General features: G+C 69.6%; 13 protein-coding genes and 2 pseudogenes. 8 read left to right on the top strand and 7 right to left on the bottom strand.

What is annotated here, in order from left to right:
* Nucleotides 1-219 precede the first annotated feature (219 nt).
* The 4 genes and pseudogenes from E1258_RS18270 (at nt 220) to E1258_RS18255 (ending at nt 4,508) form a co-directional block, all read left to right on the top strand.
* Entirely contained in the window at nt 220-1,542 is a 1,323-nt protein-coding gene (locus E1258_RS18270; RefSeq protein WP_132402629.1) for a jacalin-like lectin, read from the top strand.
* 10 nt (nt 1,543-1,552) lie between these two features.
* Nucleotides 1,553-3,538, top strand: coding sequence for an excinuclease ABC subunit UvrC (gene uvrC, locus E1258_RS18265; protein WP_132402627.1), 1,986 nt, complete (start codon nt 1,553-1,555; stop codon nt 3,536-3,538).
* 605 nt (nt 3,539-4,143) lie between these two features.
* A pseudogene (locus tag E1258_RS35450) lies at nt 4,144-4,293 on the top strand (Scr1 family TA system antitoxin-like transcriptional regulator); the annotation flags it as partial.
* Nucleotides 4,294-4,316: 23 nt separating this feature from the next.
* Nucleotides 4,317-4,508 carry a DUF397 domain-containing protein gene (locus E1258_RS18255; protein ID WP_132402624.1) on the top strand — a complete coding sequence of 64 codons (192 nt, stop codon included), beginning with the start codon at nt 4,317-4,319 and terminating at the stop codon, nt 4,506-4,508.
* A 53-nt stretch (nt 4,509-4,561) separates the two neighbouring features.
* On the opposite strand, the gene E1258_RS33435 is transcribed toward E1258_RS18255, so the two are convergent.
* Both E1258_RS33435 and E1258_RS18250 read right to left on the bottom strand, forming a co-directional pair.
* Nucleotides 4,562-4,711: a hypothetical protein gene (locus E1258_RS33435; protein WP_165949825.1), complete on the bottom strand. Its 150-nt coding sequence runs from the start codon at nt 4,709-4,711 to the stop codon at nt 4,562-4,564.
* A 238-nt stretch (nt 4,712-4,949) separates the two neighbouring features.
* The gene (locus tag E1258_RS18250) at nt 4,950-6,344 is read right to left on the bottom strand and encodes a hypothetical protein (RefSeq protein ID WP_132402621.1); all 1,395 of its coding nucleotides are present in this window, start codon (nt 6,342-6,344) and stop codon (nt 4,950-4,952) included.
* 351 nt (nt 6,345-6,695) lie between these two features.
* On the opposite strand from E1258_RS18250, the gene E1258_RS18245 reads away from it, so the two are divergent.
* Together E1258_RS18245 and E1258_RS18240 are read left to right on the top strand one after the other, a co-directional pair.
* Nucleotides 6,696-7,469 (top strand): gamma-glutamyl-gamma-aminobutyrate hydrolase family protein, encoded by a 774-nt coding sequence (locus E1258_RS18245; protein ID WP_132402618.1) that lies wholly within the window; start codon nt 6,696-6,698, stop codon nt 7,467-7,469.
* A gap of 293 nt (nt 7,470-7,762) precedes the next feature.
* Nucleotides 7,763-11,332: an AAA family ATPase gene (locus tag E1258_RS18240; RefSeq protein ID WP_132402615.1), complete on the top strand. Its 3,570-nt coding sequence runs from the start codon at nt 7,763-7,765 to the stop codon at nt 11,330-11,332.
* Nucleotides 11,333-11,336: 4 nt separating this feature from the next.
* Here the strand turns inward: E1258_RS18240 and E1258_RS18235 are convergent, their stop codons facing one another.
* Nucleotides 11,337-12,425, bottom strand: coding sequence for a DUF1611 domain-containing protein (locus tag E1258_RS18235; protein ID WP_132402612.1), 1,089 nt, complete (start codon nt 12,423-12,425; stop codon nt 11,337-11,339).
* 239 nt (nt 12,426-12,664) lie between these two features.
* Between E1258_RS18235 and E1258_RS18230 the strand changes: the two are divergent.
* Nucleotides 12,665-12,853: pseudogene (locus tag E1258_RS18230) on the top strand (transposase); the annotation flags it as partial.
* Nucleotides 12,854-13,224: 371 nt separating this feature from the next.
* Here E1258_RS18230 and E1258_RS18220 read toward each other — a convergent pair.
* A complete protein-coding gene (locus E1258_RS18220) occupies nt 13,225-14,067 on the bottom strand; it encodes an aminotransferase class IV (RefSeq protein ID WP_165949826.1) in 843 nt (280 codons plus the stop codon).
* A gap of 441 nt (nt 14,068-14,508) precedes the next feature.
* Between E1258_RS18220 and E1258_RS18215 the strand changes: the two genes are divergently transcribed.
* Nucleotides 14,509-14,889 carry a VOC family protein gene (locus E1258_RS18215; protein WP_132402606.1) on the top strand — a complete coding sequence of 127 codons (381 nt, stop codon included), beginning with the start codon at nt 14,509-14,511 and terminating at the stop codon, nt 14,887-14,889.
* 75 nt (nt 14,890-14,964) lie between these two features.
* Here the strand turns inward: E1258_RS18215 and E1258_RS34945 are convergent, their stop codons facing one another.
* The 3 genes from E1258_RS34945 to E1258_RS18200 all read right to left on the bottom strand — a co-directional run bounded on the left by E1258_RS34945 (nt 14,965) and on the right by E1258_RS18200 (nt 16,711).
* The gene (locus E1258_RS34945; protein WP_243715534.1) at nt 14,965-15,858 is read right to left on the bottom strand and encodes a hypothetical protein; all 894 of its coding nucleotides are present in this window, start codon (nt 15,856-15,858) and stop codon (nt 14,965-14,967) included.
* A 179-nt stretch (nt 15,859-16,037) separates the two neighbouring features.
* A complete protein-coding gene (locus E1258_RS18205) occupies nt 16,038-16,379 on the bottom strand; it encodes a DUF1036 domain-containing protein (protein WP_132402603.1) in 342 nt (113 codons plus the stop codon).
* Between the two features lie 5 nt (nt 16,380-16,384).
* The gene (locus E1258_RS18200) at nt 16,385-16,711 is read right to left on the bottom strand and encodes a hypothetical protein (RefSeq protein ID WP_132402600.1); all 327 of its coding nucleotides are present in this window, start codon (nt 16,709-16,711) and stop codon (nt 16,385-16,387) included.
* Nucleotides 16,712-17,378 lie beyond the last annotated feature (667 nt).

The raw sequence follows: 17,378 nt of genomic DNA, 5'->3' as shown, positions 1-17,378 counted from the left end.
GGGATCATGACGGGGGCGGGGGTGGCGATCGTTACATGAAGAACATTCAGTTACCGGATGGTAAGCGTCCCGCGTCGAGATTGGAAGACGTCTATCAGCATGTCGCACGCCGGTTACCCGCGAGTATTGAGTCGGTCGGACGAGTTCGATAACCTTCGACTCCCTCCGGGCTGCTGGTGCCGGCCGCGCCCCGGTCCCGTTGTCGAGAATGGACGTCGGATGAGACCCACCCGCCTGCTCGCGCCCGTAGCGCTGCTGGCCGCCCTGCTAGCCCCGTCCGCGCCGGCCGTCGCCGCGCCCGCCCCCGCCGCCTCGGGCGGCTTCTCAGTGCTCACCTACAACGTCGCCGGCCTGCCCGAGCTGCTGTCGAGCGGCAACCCGGCGACAAACACCCGGCCCATCGGCGAGCGGGTCAACGCCTACGACATCGTGCACGTCCAGGAGGACTTCAACTACCACGCCGACCTGTACGCCACCGACCGGCACCCTTACCGCACGCCCACCAGCGGGGGAGTGCCCTTCGGCGACGGCCTCAACACGATGTCGACCTACCCGGTGTCGGACTTCGTCCGGGTGCGCTGGCAAGACTGCAACGGCACCGACTGCCTTACCCCGAAGGGCTTCAGCCGGTCGCGGATCCGGCTGGCCGAGGGGGTCTACGTGGACTTCTACAACGTGCACACCAACGCCGGCAGCGACGAGCCGAACCTCGCCGCCCGGCGGTCCAACGTCAGCCAGCTCTCCGCGTACATCCAGGCGAACTCCGCCGGCAACGCGGTGATCGTGGCCGGTGACCTCAACGTCCGCTACACCCGCACCGGCGACAACATCCGCGACCTGGTGGCCGCCAACGGCCTCACCGACGTGTGGGTGCAGCAGGAGCGCGGCGGGATGCCCCCGGCCGCCGGCAGTCCGGCGCTGACCTGCGACCCGGCGAACGTCACAAACGCCTGCGAGGTCGTCGACAAGATCCTCTACCGGGGTAACCGGCTGATCGACCTCGACTTCACCCGCTACCACAACGAGAACGCCTCGTTCCTGGACCCGGCCGGCGCGCCGCTGTCCGACCACTACCCGCACGCCGCCTGGTTCTCCTGGAGCCTCGCCGACGGGCTGCGGGCCAGCGACACCTGGGGCGGCCCGCACGGCACCCCCTTCACCGACCTCGACGCCGTCGGCCCCCGGGTCACCACCGTCTCGCTGCGCGCCGGCTCCCGGCTCGACCAGATCGGTGTAGGCCTCGCCGACGGCGCCACGCTCACCCACGGCGGCACGGGCGGCACCCCGGCCAGCCTGACTTTGGCCGACGGCGAGTACGTCGACCAGGTCACCCTCACCCAGGGCAAGAAGGACGGCCACACCCGGATCTTCTCGGCCCGGCTCACCACCAACCTCGGCCGCGTCCTGGCCGGGGGCACCCCGACCGCCGACGCGGTGACCTTCACCGCCCCGCCCGGCGGGCGGCTCGCCGGGTTCTTCGGCCGCGCCGGCAGCGAGGTCGACCAGCTCGGCGTCCTCTGGAGTGTCGGGGTCGGCGGCTAGTCTTCGAGGCGTGGCTGACCCCTCGACCTACCGTCCCGTACCCGGCACCATCCCCGAGGCTCCGGGGGTCTACCGGTTCCGCGACGGCACCGGCCGGGTGATCTACGTCGGCAAGGCGAAGAACCTGCGCAGCAGGCTCAACTCCTACTTCGCCGACCTGTGGGGGCTGCACCAGCGCACCCAGCAGATGGTCACCACGGCCGAGTCGGTCGACTGGGTCACCGTGGGCACCGAGGTCGAGGCCCTCCAGCTCGAATACACCTGGATCAAGCAGTACGACCCCCGGTTCAACGTCCGCTACCGCGACGACAAGTCGTACCCGTACCTCGCGGTCACCCTCGACGAGGAGTTCCCCCGGCTCCAGGTGATGCGGGGGGCCAAGCGCAAGGGCGTGCGCTACTTCGGGCCGTACTCGCACGCCTGGGCGATCCGCGAGACGCTCGACCTGCTGCTACGGGTCTTCCCGGCGCGCACCTGCTCGGCCGGCGTTTTCAAGCGGGCCGGGCAGGTCGGCCGCCCCTGCCTGCTGGGGTACATCGGCAAGTGCTCCGCCCCCTGCGTCGGCAGCGTCACCGCGCAGGAGCACCGGGGCATCGTCGACGGCTTCTGCGACTTCATGGCCGGGCGCACCGACACCATGGTCCGTCGGCTCGAACGCGAGATGACCGAGGCCAGCGAGGCGCTGGAGTTCGAGAAGGCTGCCCGGCTGCGCGACGACGTCGCGGCGCTGCGCCGGGCCATGGAGAAGCAGACCGTGGTGCTCGGTGACGGCACCGACGCCGACGTGGTCGCCTTCGCCGACGACCCTTTGGAGGCCGCCGTCCAGGTCTTCCACGTCCGCGACGGCCGGGTGCGTGGCCAGCGCGGCTGGGTGGTGGAGAAGACGGAGGAGCTGACCCCCGGCGACCTGGTGCACCACTTCTGCACCCAGGTCTACGGCGGCGAGCGGGGCGAGGCCGACGTGCCCCGCGAGCTGCTGGTGCCCGCTCTGCCCGCCGACGCCGACGCGCTCGCCGACTGGCTGACCGGCCGGCGGGGCAGCCGGGTGTCGCTGCGGGTGCCGCAGCGCGGCGACAAGCGGTCCCTGCTGGAGACGGTGGAGCGCAACGCGAAGGATGCTCTCGCCCGGCACAAGCTCAAACGCGGCAGCGACCTGACCATCCGGGGCAAGGCCCTCGACGAGATCAGCGACGCGCTGGGCATGCGCACCTCGCCGTTGCGCATCGAGTGCTTCGACGTCTCCCAGATCCAGGGCACCGACGTGGTGGCCAGCATGGTCGTCTTCGAGGACGGCCTGCCCCGCAAGAGCGAGTACCGCCGGTTCGTCGTCCGGGGCGCCACCGACGACCTGTCCGCCATGTCGGAGGTGCTGCGCCGCCGCTTCGCCCGCTACCTCGACGTCCGCGCCGAGACCGGCGAGCTGGGGGAGGAGACCGCCGCCGACCCGGACCGGCCGGGCATCGACCCGACGACGGGCCGGCCGCGCCGGTTCGCGTACCCGCCGCAGTTGGTCGTGGTCGACGGTGGCGCGCCGCAGGTCGCGGCGGCGGCCCAGGCGCTGGCCGAGCTGGGCATCGACGACGTGGCGCTGTGCGGTCTGGCCAAGCGGCTGGAGGAGGTGTGGCTGCCCGACGACGAGTTCCCGGTCATCCTGCCGCGCACCTCCGAGGGGCTCTACCTGCTGCAACGGGTGCGTGACGAGGCGCACCGGTTCGCCATCACCTTCCACCGGCAGCGCCGCTCCAAGCGGATGACGGAGTCGGCGCTGGACTCGGTGACCGGCCTCGGCGAGGTGCGGCGCAAGGCGCTGCTGCGCCACTTCGGCTCGCTCAAGCGGCTCGCGGCGGCGTCGGCCGAGGAGATCACGGAGGTGCCCGGCGTCGGCCGGCGCACCGCCGAGGCGATCACCGCCGCCCTCAACCCCGAGGCGGGTCCACGGCCCGCCGAGGCCGACGCGGCGGGAGACAGCGAGAACCCGAGGGAAAAATCGACGTGAGTCGATAGCGTCGAGGGTGCCCGCGTGTCCATGATGTGGCGGTATCGCTTTGGAAAACTCGCTTCCTGTCGCCTGGCGTGCGCGACAGGGCCGGTCCCGGGCGCAGGCCAGGGGAGGTGACCTCGGCGTACATCGGCGGCGACACGGTCACCCGCACCGCCTCCGGGACGTCGATGGCCAGCCCGCACGTCGCCGCTGGAAGCTGACCCTCTGACAGTGATGGTGTGGGAGCGGGTCACCCGGCTGGTGTGACTCACCCCCACCGGAACGAGGGTCAGCAGGGGCGCGGCGGAGCCGTCACCGGCCCGCCTCGCCGTCCCCGTCGCCCCAGCAGAGCCCGCCGATGCCGGCAGCGCTGTGGAAGCCGGGATGCCCGGTGACGTCCATGCAGACTTCGCCGTCGGGGCCGACCCGGCCGCAGAACACCGGCTCGACGTGGTTCCAGGCGTCGGCCCGGGACAGACCAGGGAATTGACGTACGACGAGAGGGCGGCCGGCTTCGCCAGCGCGTGCGCGATGGCGGCCCGGACCCGTTCGGACGCGTCGGCCCGTCGAGCATGGCCGCCAGGTCGTGGTGAAAGTCGGACTCGGACCACTGCGACGCCCTTAGCAACGACACCAGCACCCTGTTGCTCGAAGAGGACCGTCAGGTAGCCCGCTATAGACTCATGTTCGACCACCTTCGGGCCAAGGCGCTCGACCCTGACCAGTCTGCGGACCTCCTTGCGCGGATTGCTGCCGAGGTTCCGGACTGAGTCCAACCTTTGGAGGGCTACCGATGACCCCCTTGGATCCGGCGCAGATCTTTTGGCGGAAGAGCAGCCGAAGCGGTGCGAACGATTCGAACTGTGTCGAGGTGGCCGAACTCTTCGACGCGTTGGCGGTGCGGGACTCCAAGGACCCGGGTGGCCCTGCGCTCCTCTTCGACCGGGACGCCTGGTCGTCGTTCATCGTCGGCCTTCGCGGCTGATCCCTCGCCGAGTTGGTCGCCGCCCTGGTGCCGGCGGCATAACCCACACCCGGTTAGATGACCGGATGGCGGTTGAGCAGTTCGGCCAGCCAGTGGGTGTCGTCGGGTGCGGCGCGTTCCAGCCGCATCCGGCGTGTCCGCATCGGGGCGGCCCGCAGGCGCCGCAGCGCGCCGGTGGCCGTGTCGGCGCCGCGACCCGCCACCCGGAGAGACGAAACGGTCAGACCGAAACGGACAGCCGGGATCGAAATCCTCTGACGAATCGAAACCAAGACCGGCTACTGCCGGCCCCTCCACGACTTCCCATGAATACTTCGCACCGGCACAATCTGGAGATCTGTCGATGGCTTACCTGGCGTTTCTGGAAGACCTCCAACTGGCAACATGATTGGTTGTGATTGTGCGAGTGAGATCGAGCACGAAGATCGAGCACTGGACGATCTAACGATGCAGCAGTGCAGCGGCTCCGTCCGCCACCGCTCGGGACAGGTCTTCCAACTGGCACCGGGCCGTTTCGGAATTGTCAGCAAGTACCACGATGTCGACGCGCCCGGACGACGCGAGATGACCCACGTTGTGCACGAGCAAATCGCCGCGCCCGGTGGACGGATTCCAGAGCCTGTCTTCCAGCCGTTCGATCAGGACGTGGAATGGTATTGCGCGAAGCTGTGGATGCCGCAGGAAGCCGAAGGCGTACGGTAGCGGCCTGTGGTGGGGAAAGAGGCGGTCCAACATGGCTCCCAGCACCGAGCCACCGCTCCACCGGGCATTGCAGTCGACGACCCGGACGTCTGCGTCCGCAAAGGACCTGCCGGTGACGATGAAATCCAACGAGAGGCGTCCGACGTATCCCAGTCCTTGGAGAAGTGCCGCGACCGTCGAAGCGTGGCTGCGCAAGCGGTGCACGATCTCGTGTGGAAGTGTGCCGGCGACGCCGCCGCCGAACTGGGATCGTTCGGCGTCCGTGAAAACCTGGTCGATGACGCGGCCACAAATCGGTGCCGCTGCTTCCCCCGGCGCTATCCTGACCTCGATGCTGGGCGAGGCGAGTGTTTCCTCCCAGCTGGTCACCAGCACGGGTGAACCGTCTCGTATTCCCAGGCCGCGGTATACGTCGGCGGCCCAGGCGATGAGAGCCTGCCGGTTGAGTCGACGCAGAGTGTCGGTGGCGAAGACACGCATTCCCAGACCGCCAGCCGAATCTGGTATTCGTACGGCGAGCTTGGGCGAGACCCGGGAGATTTCCTGGACCACGGCCGGGAAATCGGCGAAGCGGCGCGTCACCCGCAGCCGGGGGATCGCCTCGGCGCCGAGCAGCTCCGCGGCTATGCTGAGGAACCAGGACTTGTCATTCGCCAACTGGCACAACCGGGGAGGCGGCCCGAGCACTGGCACCGATCGGTGCGCCGCACGGGACAGGCGCTCAGCGAGCCGCCACGCCGCCTCGGACGCGTGGTAGGGATGCAGATAGGCTCCACCGCGAGCGGCCTCGACCAGGGCGGCCGACGTGCGGCTGTCGTTCCAGACCGCCGTGCACAGATCCGTCTCGGAGTCGGGATGCAGCCATGCCGGGTCACCCAGCCGAAGACGTCCCGAGTAGTAATCGTCGAAACCGGATGGGGGCCGTGGCCGACAGACGATGATGTCGTCGTCTCCGGCGCGCAGCCGGGCTCTCAGTTGAAACCCGTCGGGGGACGGAATCTGATCCATGAGTCGGATCGCGCTGTAATCATCGAACAGGACGGCCCGACCGGCAGATTCCCACTTTCCGTGATCCTTCGCTGTTTCTTTCTGCGCGCGCAGCTCCACGTCGGTGTGGAGAATGTCCGCCGCCATCTGCCGGGCTTTGCGCCGTTGCTCCGGTGCCGGATCAGCCGGTTCCTGTCGCTGCGGATCTGGTCCTTCTCGGGATTGCGATGACCACATCTGATCCTCATCTCGCCCGATGCGTTGCACAAAAGGGGGCTTCTTCGCGTCCCGATCTACCCGTCTGGCACCGCCACATCGATGATAGATGAATCGTCGATGCCCGTGGGTGGCTCCGGCGTTCGACCGTCCCAGCCTCGTCGCTGCGGTCTACTGTTCCTCCGCCGGCTGCCGCACGTCGCCGCCGTCCGTCGTAAGCTGCACTGACCGACATCGACGCGCGAGTGACCAACCTCTGTACCTGGGCGAGAGGCTGACCACGTGAGAACACCAGCACGCACCAGGCCCGTCGTCGGTGTGCTTGCCTGTAGCAATCAAAGCGCCACCGGCACTACCTACTCTCAGGTCAACAGGACTGTCGTCAGCCAACTCGCTCGCCACGCTGGCGTTGCCGCTGTCCTGATCCCGGCCACCGAGCCGGACACGGCCGGCGCGGTCCTGTCCGTCCTCGACGGCCTGGTGCTGCCCGGTGGTCCTACCTTCCTGCACCCAGCCGGGTTCGATGCAGCCGCGCCGATTCAGCCGAGCCGCGAGTACGACCGTGCGCGCGATGCCGTCGCCAGCGCGCTGCTCGCCGCCGCCGTGCACCTGCCCGACCTGCCGGTGCTGGGCAGCTGTCGGGGCATGCAGGAAATCGCCGTGCACAGCGGCGGACAGCTGCGCGACACCGATCCCTCTGACAGTCACCGGCGACTAGCCGATGGAAGCGACGACAGGTGGGGGCCGGCCCACTCGATCACCCTCACACCTGGCGGCCTCCTGGCCGATCTGCCCGGTCTCCCACCCGGTGACCAGTTTCTGGTCAACTCCCAACACTCGCAGGTCGTGACCCGGTTGCCAGACACCGTCGACATCGAAGCGGTCGCACCCGACGGCGCAGTCGAAGCCATCACCGTCGACCGGCCACACCGATTCGTGCTCGGCGTCCAATGGCACTTTGAACAGCACACCGCCCGCAGCCCACTGGACTTGGCCGTCCTGGCCGAGTTCGGCCGGCGATGCCGGTCCCGACACACCGGCAGGCTCGCACGCTGACACGGTCTGCCGCCCGACGCGACGCCGTGCCACTTGACGATTTCCTCGACGACCTTGTCGGTGATGGCGGCAATGGTCCGCCACCCGCCGTGGAGACGGCAGCTCCACAGTGGCACCTGCGGGTCGTACGGGGAGCGTCGACGAGGATCGGCCGGCTGCCGGTGTCGTCTTGCGCCGGGGCTGCATCGAGGCGATAGCATGTGGGGGGCGTACGCATTCTCGGCTCCCCGAGCGCTGACGACGGTGGCGCGGGCTTCGCCGCCGGGACACGATGTGTTGGACTCGGAGTCGGCGTGAAGAGACAACGTGCACTTGCGCTGTATCTCAACGTCGCGCTGATTTTGGCGACGAGCCTGCTCGGTCTGACCGGCAACTATCTGACCAATTTGAGTGAACCGCCCACCTATCTGCGGTTTCTCCAGTCCGTGGCGATCCCGGCGTTCGTCGCCATCGTGGTGCTACTCGTCATCGGGCAGATCGTTCTCCATGTCGTGACGAATCCGAAGGCGAAACGCTCCGACTGGGATCCGCAGCGGCCGCCGTATCCCGGTCTGGAGCCCTACCGGGAGGAGGACTCCGCCGTCTTCTTCGGCCGGGACCAGCAGGTCTCGGACATCGTCCGGCGGATGCTCGCCGCCTCGGCAGATCCCCGGGAACGGCTGCTGGTGGTGGTTGGCGCATCCGGCAGCGGAAAGTCCTCGCTGGTGCAGGCGGGTGTCGTTCCGATGCTCAAGACGCGGCGATGGATCACCCTGCCCATGGTCAACCCGGGCAGCGCACCGGTGGGAAACCTGGCCAACGCCATCGCCGAGTCGCTCCCGGAGCCCGTCGCCACGCCGGTCATCGTCCGGGCGATGCGACAGAATCCGGCCAGAGCGGCGAACTACGTCGCCGAGATCCGTCGAGGACTGGGACGCCGGTTCGGCCACGTGCTCCTGGTGATCGACCAGTTGGAGGAGCTGTTCACGCTCGCCGGCGAGAGCGATCGGCAGCTCTTCCTCGAGGTCGTCGAGCGCCTGTTGCACGCCGACTCCCGGCTGTCGGTGATCGCCAGCATGCGCATCGAGTACCTGACGCAGTTCCTCGACAGCGACAAGGCGGCGCTGTTCCAGAATCCCGTCGCGGTCGGTGCCATCAAGACGGAGTACCTCACCACGATCATCGAGGAGCCGGCCCGGATCGCCGGCATGGCGTTCGAGCCGAAGGTTGTCAACCGGATTACCGCCGACGTCGGCACGACCGACGCGCTACCGCTGCTGGCGTACCTGCTGCAGGAACTCTTCTTCGAGGTCAGGCCGGGAGCCACGGTGAGCCTGAACGCCTACCTCGGCACCGGCGGGGTCGGTGGCGCACTCACCCGGCAGGCGGACCAGGCCGTCACCGAGCTACGCGGGGAAGGCGGCATCGCCCCGATCCTGACGACCCTCCTCCGGTTCGTCTCGCTCGACTCCGGCGAGGCGACCAGGCGGCCGGTGCGGCTGCGGGAGCTGAGCCCCGAGCAGCGCCGTATCGTCGCCGCGTTCGTGGACGCGAGGCTGCTGGTCAGCAAGATGCAGGACGGCGAACCGGTCGTCGAGGTGGCGCACGAGGCACTGTTCCGACTCTGGGCGCCGCTGCGGCAGGAGGTCGAGACGCGGGCCGAGCACCTACGTCGGCGCTCCGAGTTGGAGCGGTGGGCCGCCGACTGGCAGCACTCCGGGCGAAGCGACGACTACCTGCTGACCGGGCAGCGGCTGGTGCTGGCCGAGCAGTGGCTCGCCGGCCTGGAGGCACTCGGCCAGGCGAGCGACGTGGTCCGGGCCCTGATCCAGCAGTCGAAGCGCCGGGACATCGCCTTCCTGCGTCGCGTGTCGGAGAACATCGGCCGCTACGTCCTCGCCAACGCGGAGCGGTTTCCGGAACTGTCGATCCTGCTCTCGATCGCGGCGATCGCCGAGGCACCCGTCACGCCGCTGATCGGACGCGCCCTCATGTCCGCGCTCGCCTTCAGCCACCTGCGTCGGGTGCTCGCCGGACACACCGACACCGTTCGCTCGATCGCGTGGTCCCCGGACGGCCGCCTGATCGCCACCGGCTCCCGGGACAGGTCCGCCCGGGTGTGGGATCCGGACTCCGGCCGGACGATCGCCGAGTTCACCGGTCACGACGCCATGGTGGAGGCCATCGCATGGGCGCCCGACTCGCACCGGGTCGCCAGCGGTGCCCGGGACCGTACGGTGAAGCTGTGGCGGGTGGGCGCGGACGAGCTGCCGCCGACTCTCTACGGCGCCGGCGACATGATCCGCGGCGTGGCCTGGTCGCCGGACGGCGGGTACGTCGCCGCAGGCGCCCAGGATCACCGTATCCACGTGTGGCGGACGGACACGGGCGAACAGATCGCCACGCTGCGCGGGCACACCGGCGACGTCTACGGTCTTTCCTGGTCGCCGGAGGGCGCGCTGCTCGCCTCGGCCTCGCACGACCGCACCGCCATCGTCTGGGATCTCACCAGTGGCCAGCAGCAGACGGTGCTGCGGGGGCACACCGACTTCATCGAAGGCCTGGCGTGGTGCCCGGAAGGACAGCGGCTCGCCACAGCCTCCGGCGACCAGACGATCCGGATCTGGGATGTCGCCGACGGTCGCCAACTGCTGCTGATCCGCGGGCACACCGACTTCGTCTGGGATGTGTCCTGGTCGCCCGACGGTCGGTCGCTCGCCTCCGCCTCCAGCGACCGCACCGTACGGATCTGGGACGTCAGCGACGCCCGGGAGATCGCGGCACTACGCGGACACGAGGACGTTGTGTGGGGCGTGGCCTGGTCGCCCGACGGTACCGCGCTCGCCTCCGCCTCCAGCGACCACACCGCCCGCGTCTGGTCGATACTGCCGCGCGGCGCCGAACGACAGTCTTTCACCGGGCACACCGGCGGGCTTCGCGCAGCGGTGTGGGCGCCAGACGGGGCCCGGGTCGCGACCGCCTCGGATGACGGATCAGTCCGGGTCTGGAGCGTGGCGTCCGGAGCGGTCAGCACCTTCACCGGGCACACCGGCACGGTCTGGGGCGTGGCCTGGGCCCCCGACGGTCAACGCCTCGGCTCGTGCTCGAACGACGGCTCGGTGCAGCTTTGGCACACGGGTAGCGTCCAGCCGTACCTCCGGCTGGGCGAGGAGACGATCTGCGAGGGTCTCGTGTGGGCCCCGGACAACACGCGGATCGCCACGGCCTGTCGGGACGGCACGGCCTCGATCTGGAACGCCACGACCGGACGCCGGCTGCTGCAACTGCGCGGCCACACCGACTGGGTGGTACGTCTCGCGTGGTCGCCGAGTGGGCGCATGATCGCCACGACCTCCGACGACCGTACGGCCCGGGTCTGGGACAGCTCCACCGGTGAGGAGCTCGCCGTCCTCCGCGGACACCACAACTGGGTGGACGGCGTGGCCTGGTCGCCGGACGAACAGTCCGTCGTCACCTGCTCGGCCGACTGGACCTGCCGAATCTGGGAGCCCCGGACCGGTCGGCACGTCCGGACGCTCGAAGGCCACGAGGGGCGGGTACGGGCCGTCGCCTGGTCGCCGACCGGTGACCAGATCGCTACCGGCTCCTACGACCGCACCGTACGGGTATGGAGCGCGCAGGACGACGCGGAGCCGCAGGTCGTCGGCGTACACGTGGACCGGGTGACGTCGGTCGCGTGGTCGACCGACGGGCGGACGCTGCTCACCGCGTCACTGGACAAGTCGGCCCGGCTCTGGCCGGTCCAGCCCGACCTCGACGACCTGCGGAGCCGGGCCCGGCTCCGGGTGTTCCGGGAGTTGTCCGCAGACGAGCGGCAGTCGCACCTGCTTCCCATGCCGGACGACTCGTCCGCGCAGCACTGAGCCCTCAGCGCCGGCCGCGCTCGGTGTGCCGGGTCAGCCGCAGGACGGAGTCCAGCAGGACGGCGGCACCGCCGGGGGCACGGGTGTTGACCACCGGCACGGCGTAGCGATTCCCCTCGTGGAAGGGCTTGCCACCGAATACCGAGAACCCGGCCAGCGTGGCCGGGATGCCGACTCGGCGACCGAGGTCCGCGACCGTCTGGAGTTCGTCGGTCACCGGTGGGACCGGCAGTCCGGGAAACATCGCCCGGACCTGACGGTCGGTGTCGTGGCACATGATGATCGCGTCGGGGGCGGCTCCGTAGAGGAGGTTGACCGCGTTGCCGCCGTAGACGCGGTGCAGGGTCGCCGCCTGGCCCTCGACGACGACGAGTTCGTGCCCCGCGCTGGCCAGCCGGTGCACGGCATGCTGCACGGCCCCGGTGATGAAGTCCGCGAAGATGCGGTCGACCTGCACCACCGCGTCGGCGCCACACATGGCCGCGATCTGTCCGGTTGCCAGGAAGGCGCTGCGCATGCCCCTGGAGAGCGCCTCGCGGTGTACCGCCAGGGCGGTCGTCATCTTTCCGACGGCGCAGTCGGTGCCGGTCGTCAGCAGCACGGTCGCGTCGACCGACAGGTCGGCCGACAACGTCTCCCGAGGGCCGTCGACCCTGACGTCGACCAGCTCGACACCGGCGGCGACGGCCAACCGGACCAGCTCGGGATCGTCGTTCAGCCGGGCGTGCGTGCTGCAGATGACGTTGAGTCCGTGCCCGACCATGTCGACGGCGAAGGTCTTCAGCCGGGCGGGCACGACGGTGTTCGCGTCCATCGAGTTGACGCCGACCACCACGCTGCGGGCACCGGCCCGTCGGGCGGCGGCGAAATCCGGCACCACGGGCACCCCGAGCGGTCCGACGCCGAGGACCTCGCCGGCATCGGCACCGGCATGGCGAGTGTCGACCACGCAGGCGACCGTCCAGCGGGTACCGGTCAGGATCAGGCCGGATGCCGTTTTGGTGCCGGGCGCGCCCAGCCGACCATCGGTCCATACGGCGACGGGGTCCAGGGCGGAGGAGAGCGCTTCCATGCTCTCAGTGGGCGTGACCATGTTCTCAAACACCCTTTTCACTGGACGTTTGCTTCACCTTCGCGTCAGTAGCGGTCGATTCACGCCTGGCCTCGGCAGGGCGAAATGCCAGGCCTGACCTGGAACGCACACATCTTGCCTAGCTCCGCCCTGACCAGAACCGGCGCACTTCGCCCCGCGATCGTGTCTGGTTCACTCTCGCCCGACATCGGCGGACATCACGTCCATCGAGCCGGCCCCGGACGCCGTACGCCTCCACCATGACCGCACGGCGAGCCTATCCCTCCGACCTGTCCGACGCCCGCTGGGCCCTGATCGCACCCCGCCTGACAGCCTGGCGACAGGCCCGCACCGACGTCGGCGTCAGCGGCCGCGCACCCACCCACGACCTACGCGAAATCTTCAACGCCATCATCTACGTCAACCGCACCGGCATCGCCTGGCGCTATGCCCGGTCGGCGTATCGTCGGGGTCCCGAGTTTCGATATGGTTTGCCGAGCCGGCGGTGGGATGTGACGACGCAACTACGGATCTACACCGCTCGACCGGGGCGGCTCGACGCGTGGGTGCAGGCCTGGCGGACGCTCGTCGTGCCACTGCGCAGACGCTTCGGCTTCGAGATCTCAGGGTCCTGGGTCGACGCCGAGCGGCAGCAGCACATCTGGGTCGTGTCGCACCCCGGTCCGCAGTCGTTCGAGGCGGCCAACGCCGACTACTGGCGCTCGCCGGAGCGTATCGCGATGGGCCTGGACCCCCACGAGTACCTGCTCAGCGAGGAGATCCGCACGGTCGAACCGGTGCTCTGACGTCGGCCGGCCCGTCAGCTCCCCGGATAGCCGATCAGCCGCCTGGCCTCGGCGAGCAGGGGGGACCGCGTCAGCGGACGTCCGTCGAGTTCGGTGGCGGCCAGGATTCCGCTCAGCGATCCGGTCAGCCACACGCCGTCCGCGCGCGCCAGCTCCTCGGGGGTCACCAGTGCCTCGTCGCTGGCCAGGCCGAGCGCGGGCGCCTGCGTGATGAGCGCGCCCGCCGTCGTTCCAGCGATGATGCCCGACCAGCTCGGTACGGTGAACATGGTCGAGGACCGGATCCAGACCAGGTTGAAGCTGGGGCACTCCAGCGCGTAGCCGTCGGAGCTGAGCCAGAGCATCTCCTGGGCGCCCCGGTTGGCAGCCCACCGCTGGCTGGCGGTGTGCACGGCGTACGACAGGGACTTCACACCGCCCAGCAGCCACGGTGCGGTCGCACGTTCCTGGACCGGGAACCCGACGGTGCCCGTGACGAGACGGAGGCCGCGCTGCCGATTGATCGACGTCCAGTGTGGCACGGGCTCCACGGTGGTGAAGATGGTGGGGCGGCCGGTGCCGACCCGTCCCCGGGTGCACACCAGGCGTTGGACGGCCTCGACATCGCGGGGCCAGGCTGCCGCGACGTCGAGGACGAAGGTGCGCAGTGCGTCGAGTTCCGGAAGCGCCAGCTCTAGGCTCAGTGCCGACCGGTGCAACCGGTCCAGGTGGGCGGGTAGCAGGACGGGCTGTCCGGCGGCGAGGAGCCACGCCTCGAACACCCCGTCGCCGCGCAGCAATCCAGGGTCGTCGGCGTACACGATCGGTGTGTCCGCCTCGACCAGGCCGATGCCGTGGACTGCCACAAGTCGATCCACCGCCGAATACTCCTTCGCCGCGCCGCCAGGAGTGTGCGTGCAGCACTGCCACGTCCTCGATCGGAGCGCCGCCGGTGCTGGACGCGGCGCTCGGCCGCATCGCATCGCCGCCGGCCTATGGTATGACAGGTGCCCGTCACTTCGCGCTCGGCGGCGGTGATCGTCCACCCGACGGTGAACGTCACCGTGCGCCACAGCCGGTTCGTCTGCTCCAGGTGTTCAGGGAGTTCGTCTGTGGCTCCGGCGCCGTCGACCGCACGAGGATCTTGCGCCGGTACGTCGCGGGGAGCTGGGTGAGCGCCCCACCGGGAACACCGGGTGTCGGCGGGGCGAAGCTGGCATGCGGCGGGTTCCGAAGCGGCCACGGCGGTGCCGCAAGTTGGACAAAGCGGAAGCATGTCGGCCCGGTGCTGGCTACGCTGTCGCAGGAGGTGAGCCATCATGTTGGCAGACGCACCGGTGCAGGCGGCCATTCCAGCGAGCGACCTGGAACGGGCCAAGCGCTTCTATCGCGACACCCTCGGCCTGACCGTCTCGCGGGCAACCGAGGACGCCGTCCATTTCGAGTCTGGTGGAGCGCAGTTCTTCGTCTATCCCACCTCCAACGCCGGGCAGGCCCCGCACACGTTGGCGGCCTGGATAGTCGCCGACCTCGACGCCGAGATGGTGGACCTCCAAGGGCGTGGCGTGACGTTCGAAGAGTACGATCTCCCTGGTCTCAAGACGGTCAACGGCATTGCCGAGTTTGCGACGATGCGCGGTGCCTGGTTCAAAGACAGCGAAGGCAACATTCTCGGTGTGAGCCAGCCGCGCCAAGGGTGATCTGGCCGACGTTCACGACGCCGACGTGTCCCGCGAGTGGATCAGCAGGCTTGCCGACAGCGTCGAACGTGGCTGCTACCGGCGGGGGGACCTGTTGATCGCGGGTACGTGTTCGCCGAGGAGGTCGGCGTACACGTCGACGTCGATGGTGTCGTGGTGGCAGCGTTCGACGAGCCGGTCCACCCGGTCCGCGATCTCGTCCGGGTCGAGGTCGAGGCGTTCGCACAGGTCGCGGTGCGCTCCGACGAGTGGTTCGGTGATGTCTTCCGGCTCGGTGCGGGTGATGTGGTAGGCGTCGCGGAGGTGGCCGGACAACTCGTCCCAGACGAGGATGGCCTCCTCGACCAGGTCGAGCATGGCGGGGGTCGCTGGCCGGGCGGTCAGGATCTCGACCTCGGCGGCAAGGCTGTTGCCGGCGGCCTCCACGTCGGAGATCTGCCACCTGCTGCCGGTGGTGGCGTTCGACGCCTCCCGGATGGCGGCCCGGAAGTCGTCGAGCCCCGACTGGTCCGCGGCGTGGAGCATGCCGGCCTCGGCCAGCAACAGGGTGGCGAAGAGACGGTCACGTTCCGCGTATCCCGCCACCAGGTTCGTCAGCTGCCGTGGCGCCAGCCGCTGCGCTGCCTCAAGGTAGTGGGCGTGGTCGGGCTCGACCTCGACGGCGCCGGGTGGAGTCGCGGCGCCGGAGAAGGCGATACCCGCGTCGAACGCGGTCAACGCTGTCGCGACCGCGTGCGCGCAGAGGACGCCGTTGGCCGTTCCGCACTCGCAGTCGCCGATGAAGATCCCGTCGACGATGCCGATCCAGGGTTGGAAGGCGGCTTCGCGGTCGTGTACCACCGCCTGGACGCCACCGCCGACCGATTCCAGGTCACCGACGCTGCCGGCGGACAGCAGCCGCGCCGCTTCCTCACCCACTTCGGTGGGGATGGATTCGCCGAAAGCCTCAACGTCGATGCGGACCGCCATGGGCGTACATGCTACCGGCCGGGGCGTAGGCGGGCGGCGTCGAGCTTGGCCATAAAGGTCGGCCGCGCCGATGCTCGGTGCGCAACTCCTGACGGGCGAGGAACCCGCCCGGGTTCCGGGCGGGCAACTCGTGCTCGGCGTGACGGTGAACCGGCGGGCCCTGTGCGACGCCCGGCAGGTCAGGGGACGAGGTTGACCGTATGGCTGTCGCTGGGGATGTAGACCTCGCGGAGTCCGACGATCCGCGCGCCGGTCTGGCCGATGTTCTCGCAGAGGTTGAAGGCGCTCTGGGGGACGTAGATCGGGCCGTAGGGCCCGGTCCAGACGGCGCCGTCGGCGGCCTCGGCGTAGAAGTACGCGTAGCGGTTGTTGGTGTTGAGGACATAGGCCGAGGCGCCGTAGTCGATGGCCCACCAGCCGCGGGTTGCCCACGGCGAGCCGTAGCTGTTGCAGCCGGTGTCGTAGTACATGATGGCGACCCAGATCCGGGGGCCGTAGCTGTTGCGGAAGTGGAGCTGCATGGTCGTCAGTCCTCCACCGGCCAGGGCGCGCTACGGCGGCTGAGTGGGGTGGTGTCGATGGTGGTGGTGCCCGGTTGGAGGCGGGCGCCGCGGGCGGACGTCGGGTCCGCTCCGGTGGCGGTGCCCCGCTCGGCGCGTACCGTGGTGTCGGTGGCGGCTGAGCCGCGGCGCAGCTGCCGGCGTCGGGCGTCGGCCGTGGGTGGGCGTCCGAAGTCGCCGGCGGGGTCTGGCGCGTCGGTGGGGGTGGCGTCCCCGCTCGGCGCGGCGGCGGCCGCGCCGGAGAGGGCCGCGCCGGTGGCGGCCAGGCCGAGCACGCCACCGATGCGCAGCATCAGGCGACGGGTGAACGGGCCGGCGCCGGGATCGGGCGGACCTGCGGGATGAGGTCGAGTCATGGAAGGGCCCCCTCTGGTCATGTCCGCAGTGGACGGAAGGTGGGGAGGTGGCGGCCGACCGGAACCAGCGTCGGGATCCGCGGCGTCGGAACCCAGAATATTCAAGAATTTCTCTGCGTGGTCACGTTCTGTCAGATACCGAACACCGCAATGTGGCCTGCCGGGGGCACGGCGCGAATCGGTCGCGCTCGGCCGGAGAGCGACCGTGGGCGGTGCGTGGTGCGTGACCTGGGCGGGCTCGGCTGTGCGCCGAGTCCCCTTCCAGTTCCATCCGTTCCTGGTCGTGGGCCGCTCAGTGTTTCGGCGTGGGCCGTCGTCCGTGAGTGTCGGGGGCGTCCGGGCGGGGCCTGTGCGTCGTGTCGTCAGCGCTGGACCGTCGCCGCGGCGGCGGGCGTCGACACCACCGCGGCGACGGCACCGACCAGCACCGCCATCACGCCGGCGGCGACGACCCGCGGCAACCACCTCCGCCGCCGCGATCGATGGAGACCTGCCAAAGCAACCCTCTCCGTTCGGCGATCATGCACTTGAGGCCCGCACAGAAGGAGCGCAAGGGGTGTACCGGGGGCCGCAAGTGCAAGATCGGCGGGAAGTGGGGTGGGGG

Source organism: Micromonospora sp. KC207, from assembly GCF_004348615.1.
Classification (GTDB): Bacteria; Actinomycetota; Actinomycetes; order Mycobacteriales; family Micromonosporaceae; genus Micromonospora.
Note: the sequence above shows the minus strand (reverse complement) of the source record. Positions and strands in the feature narration are given on the sequence as shown.

Excerpts from the sequence above, each read along its gene's own strand:
- E1258_RS18270 (WP_132402629.1), top strand. The coding sequence starts at position 220 with ATGAGACCCACCCGCCTGCTCGCGCCCGTAGCGCTGCTGGCCGCCCTG.
- E1258_RS18255 (WP_132402624.1), top strand. The coding sequence starts at position 4,317 with ATGACCCCCTTGGATCCGGCGCAGATCTTTTGGCGGAAGAGCAGCCGA.
- E1258_RS18250 (WP_132402621.1), bottom strand. The coding sequence starts at position 6,344 with ATGGCGGCGGACATTCTCCACACCGACGTGGAGCTGCGCGCGCAGAAA.
- E1258_RS18235 (WP_132402612.1), bottom strand. The coding sequence starts at position 12,425 with ATGGTCACGCCCACTGAGAGCATGGAAGCGCTCTCCTCCGCCCTGGAC.
- E1258_RS18215 (WP_132402606.1), top strand. The coding sequence starts at position 14,509 with ATGTTGGCAGACGCACCGGTGCAGGCGGCCATTCCAGCGAGCGACCTG.
- E1258_RS34945 (WP_243715534.1), bottom strand. The coding sequence starts at position 15,858 with ATGGCGGTCCGCATCGACGTTGAGGCTTTCGGCGAATCCATCCCCACC.
- E1258_RS18205 (WP_132402603.1), bottom strand. The coding sequence starts at position 16,379 with ATGCAGCTCCACTTCCGCAACAGCTACGGCCCCCGGATCTGGGTCGCC.
- E1258_RS18200 (WP_132402600.1), bottom strand. The coding sequence starts at position 16,711 with ATGCTGCGCATCGGTGGCGTGCTCGGCCTGGCCGCCACCGGCGCGGCC.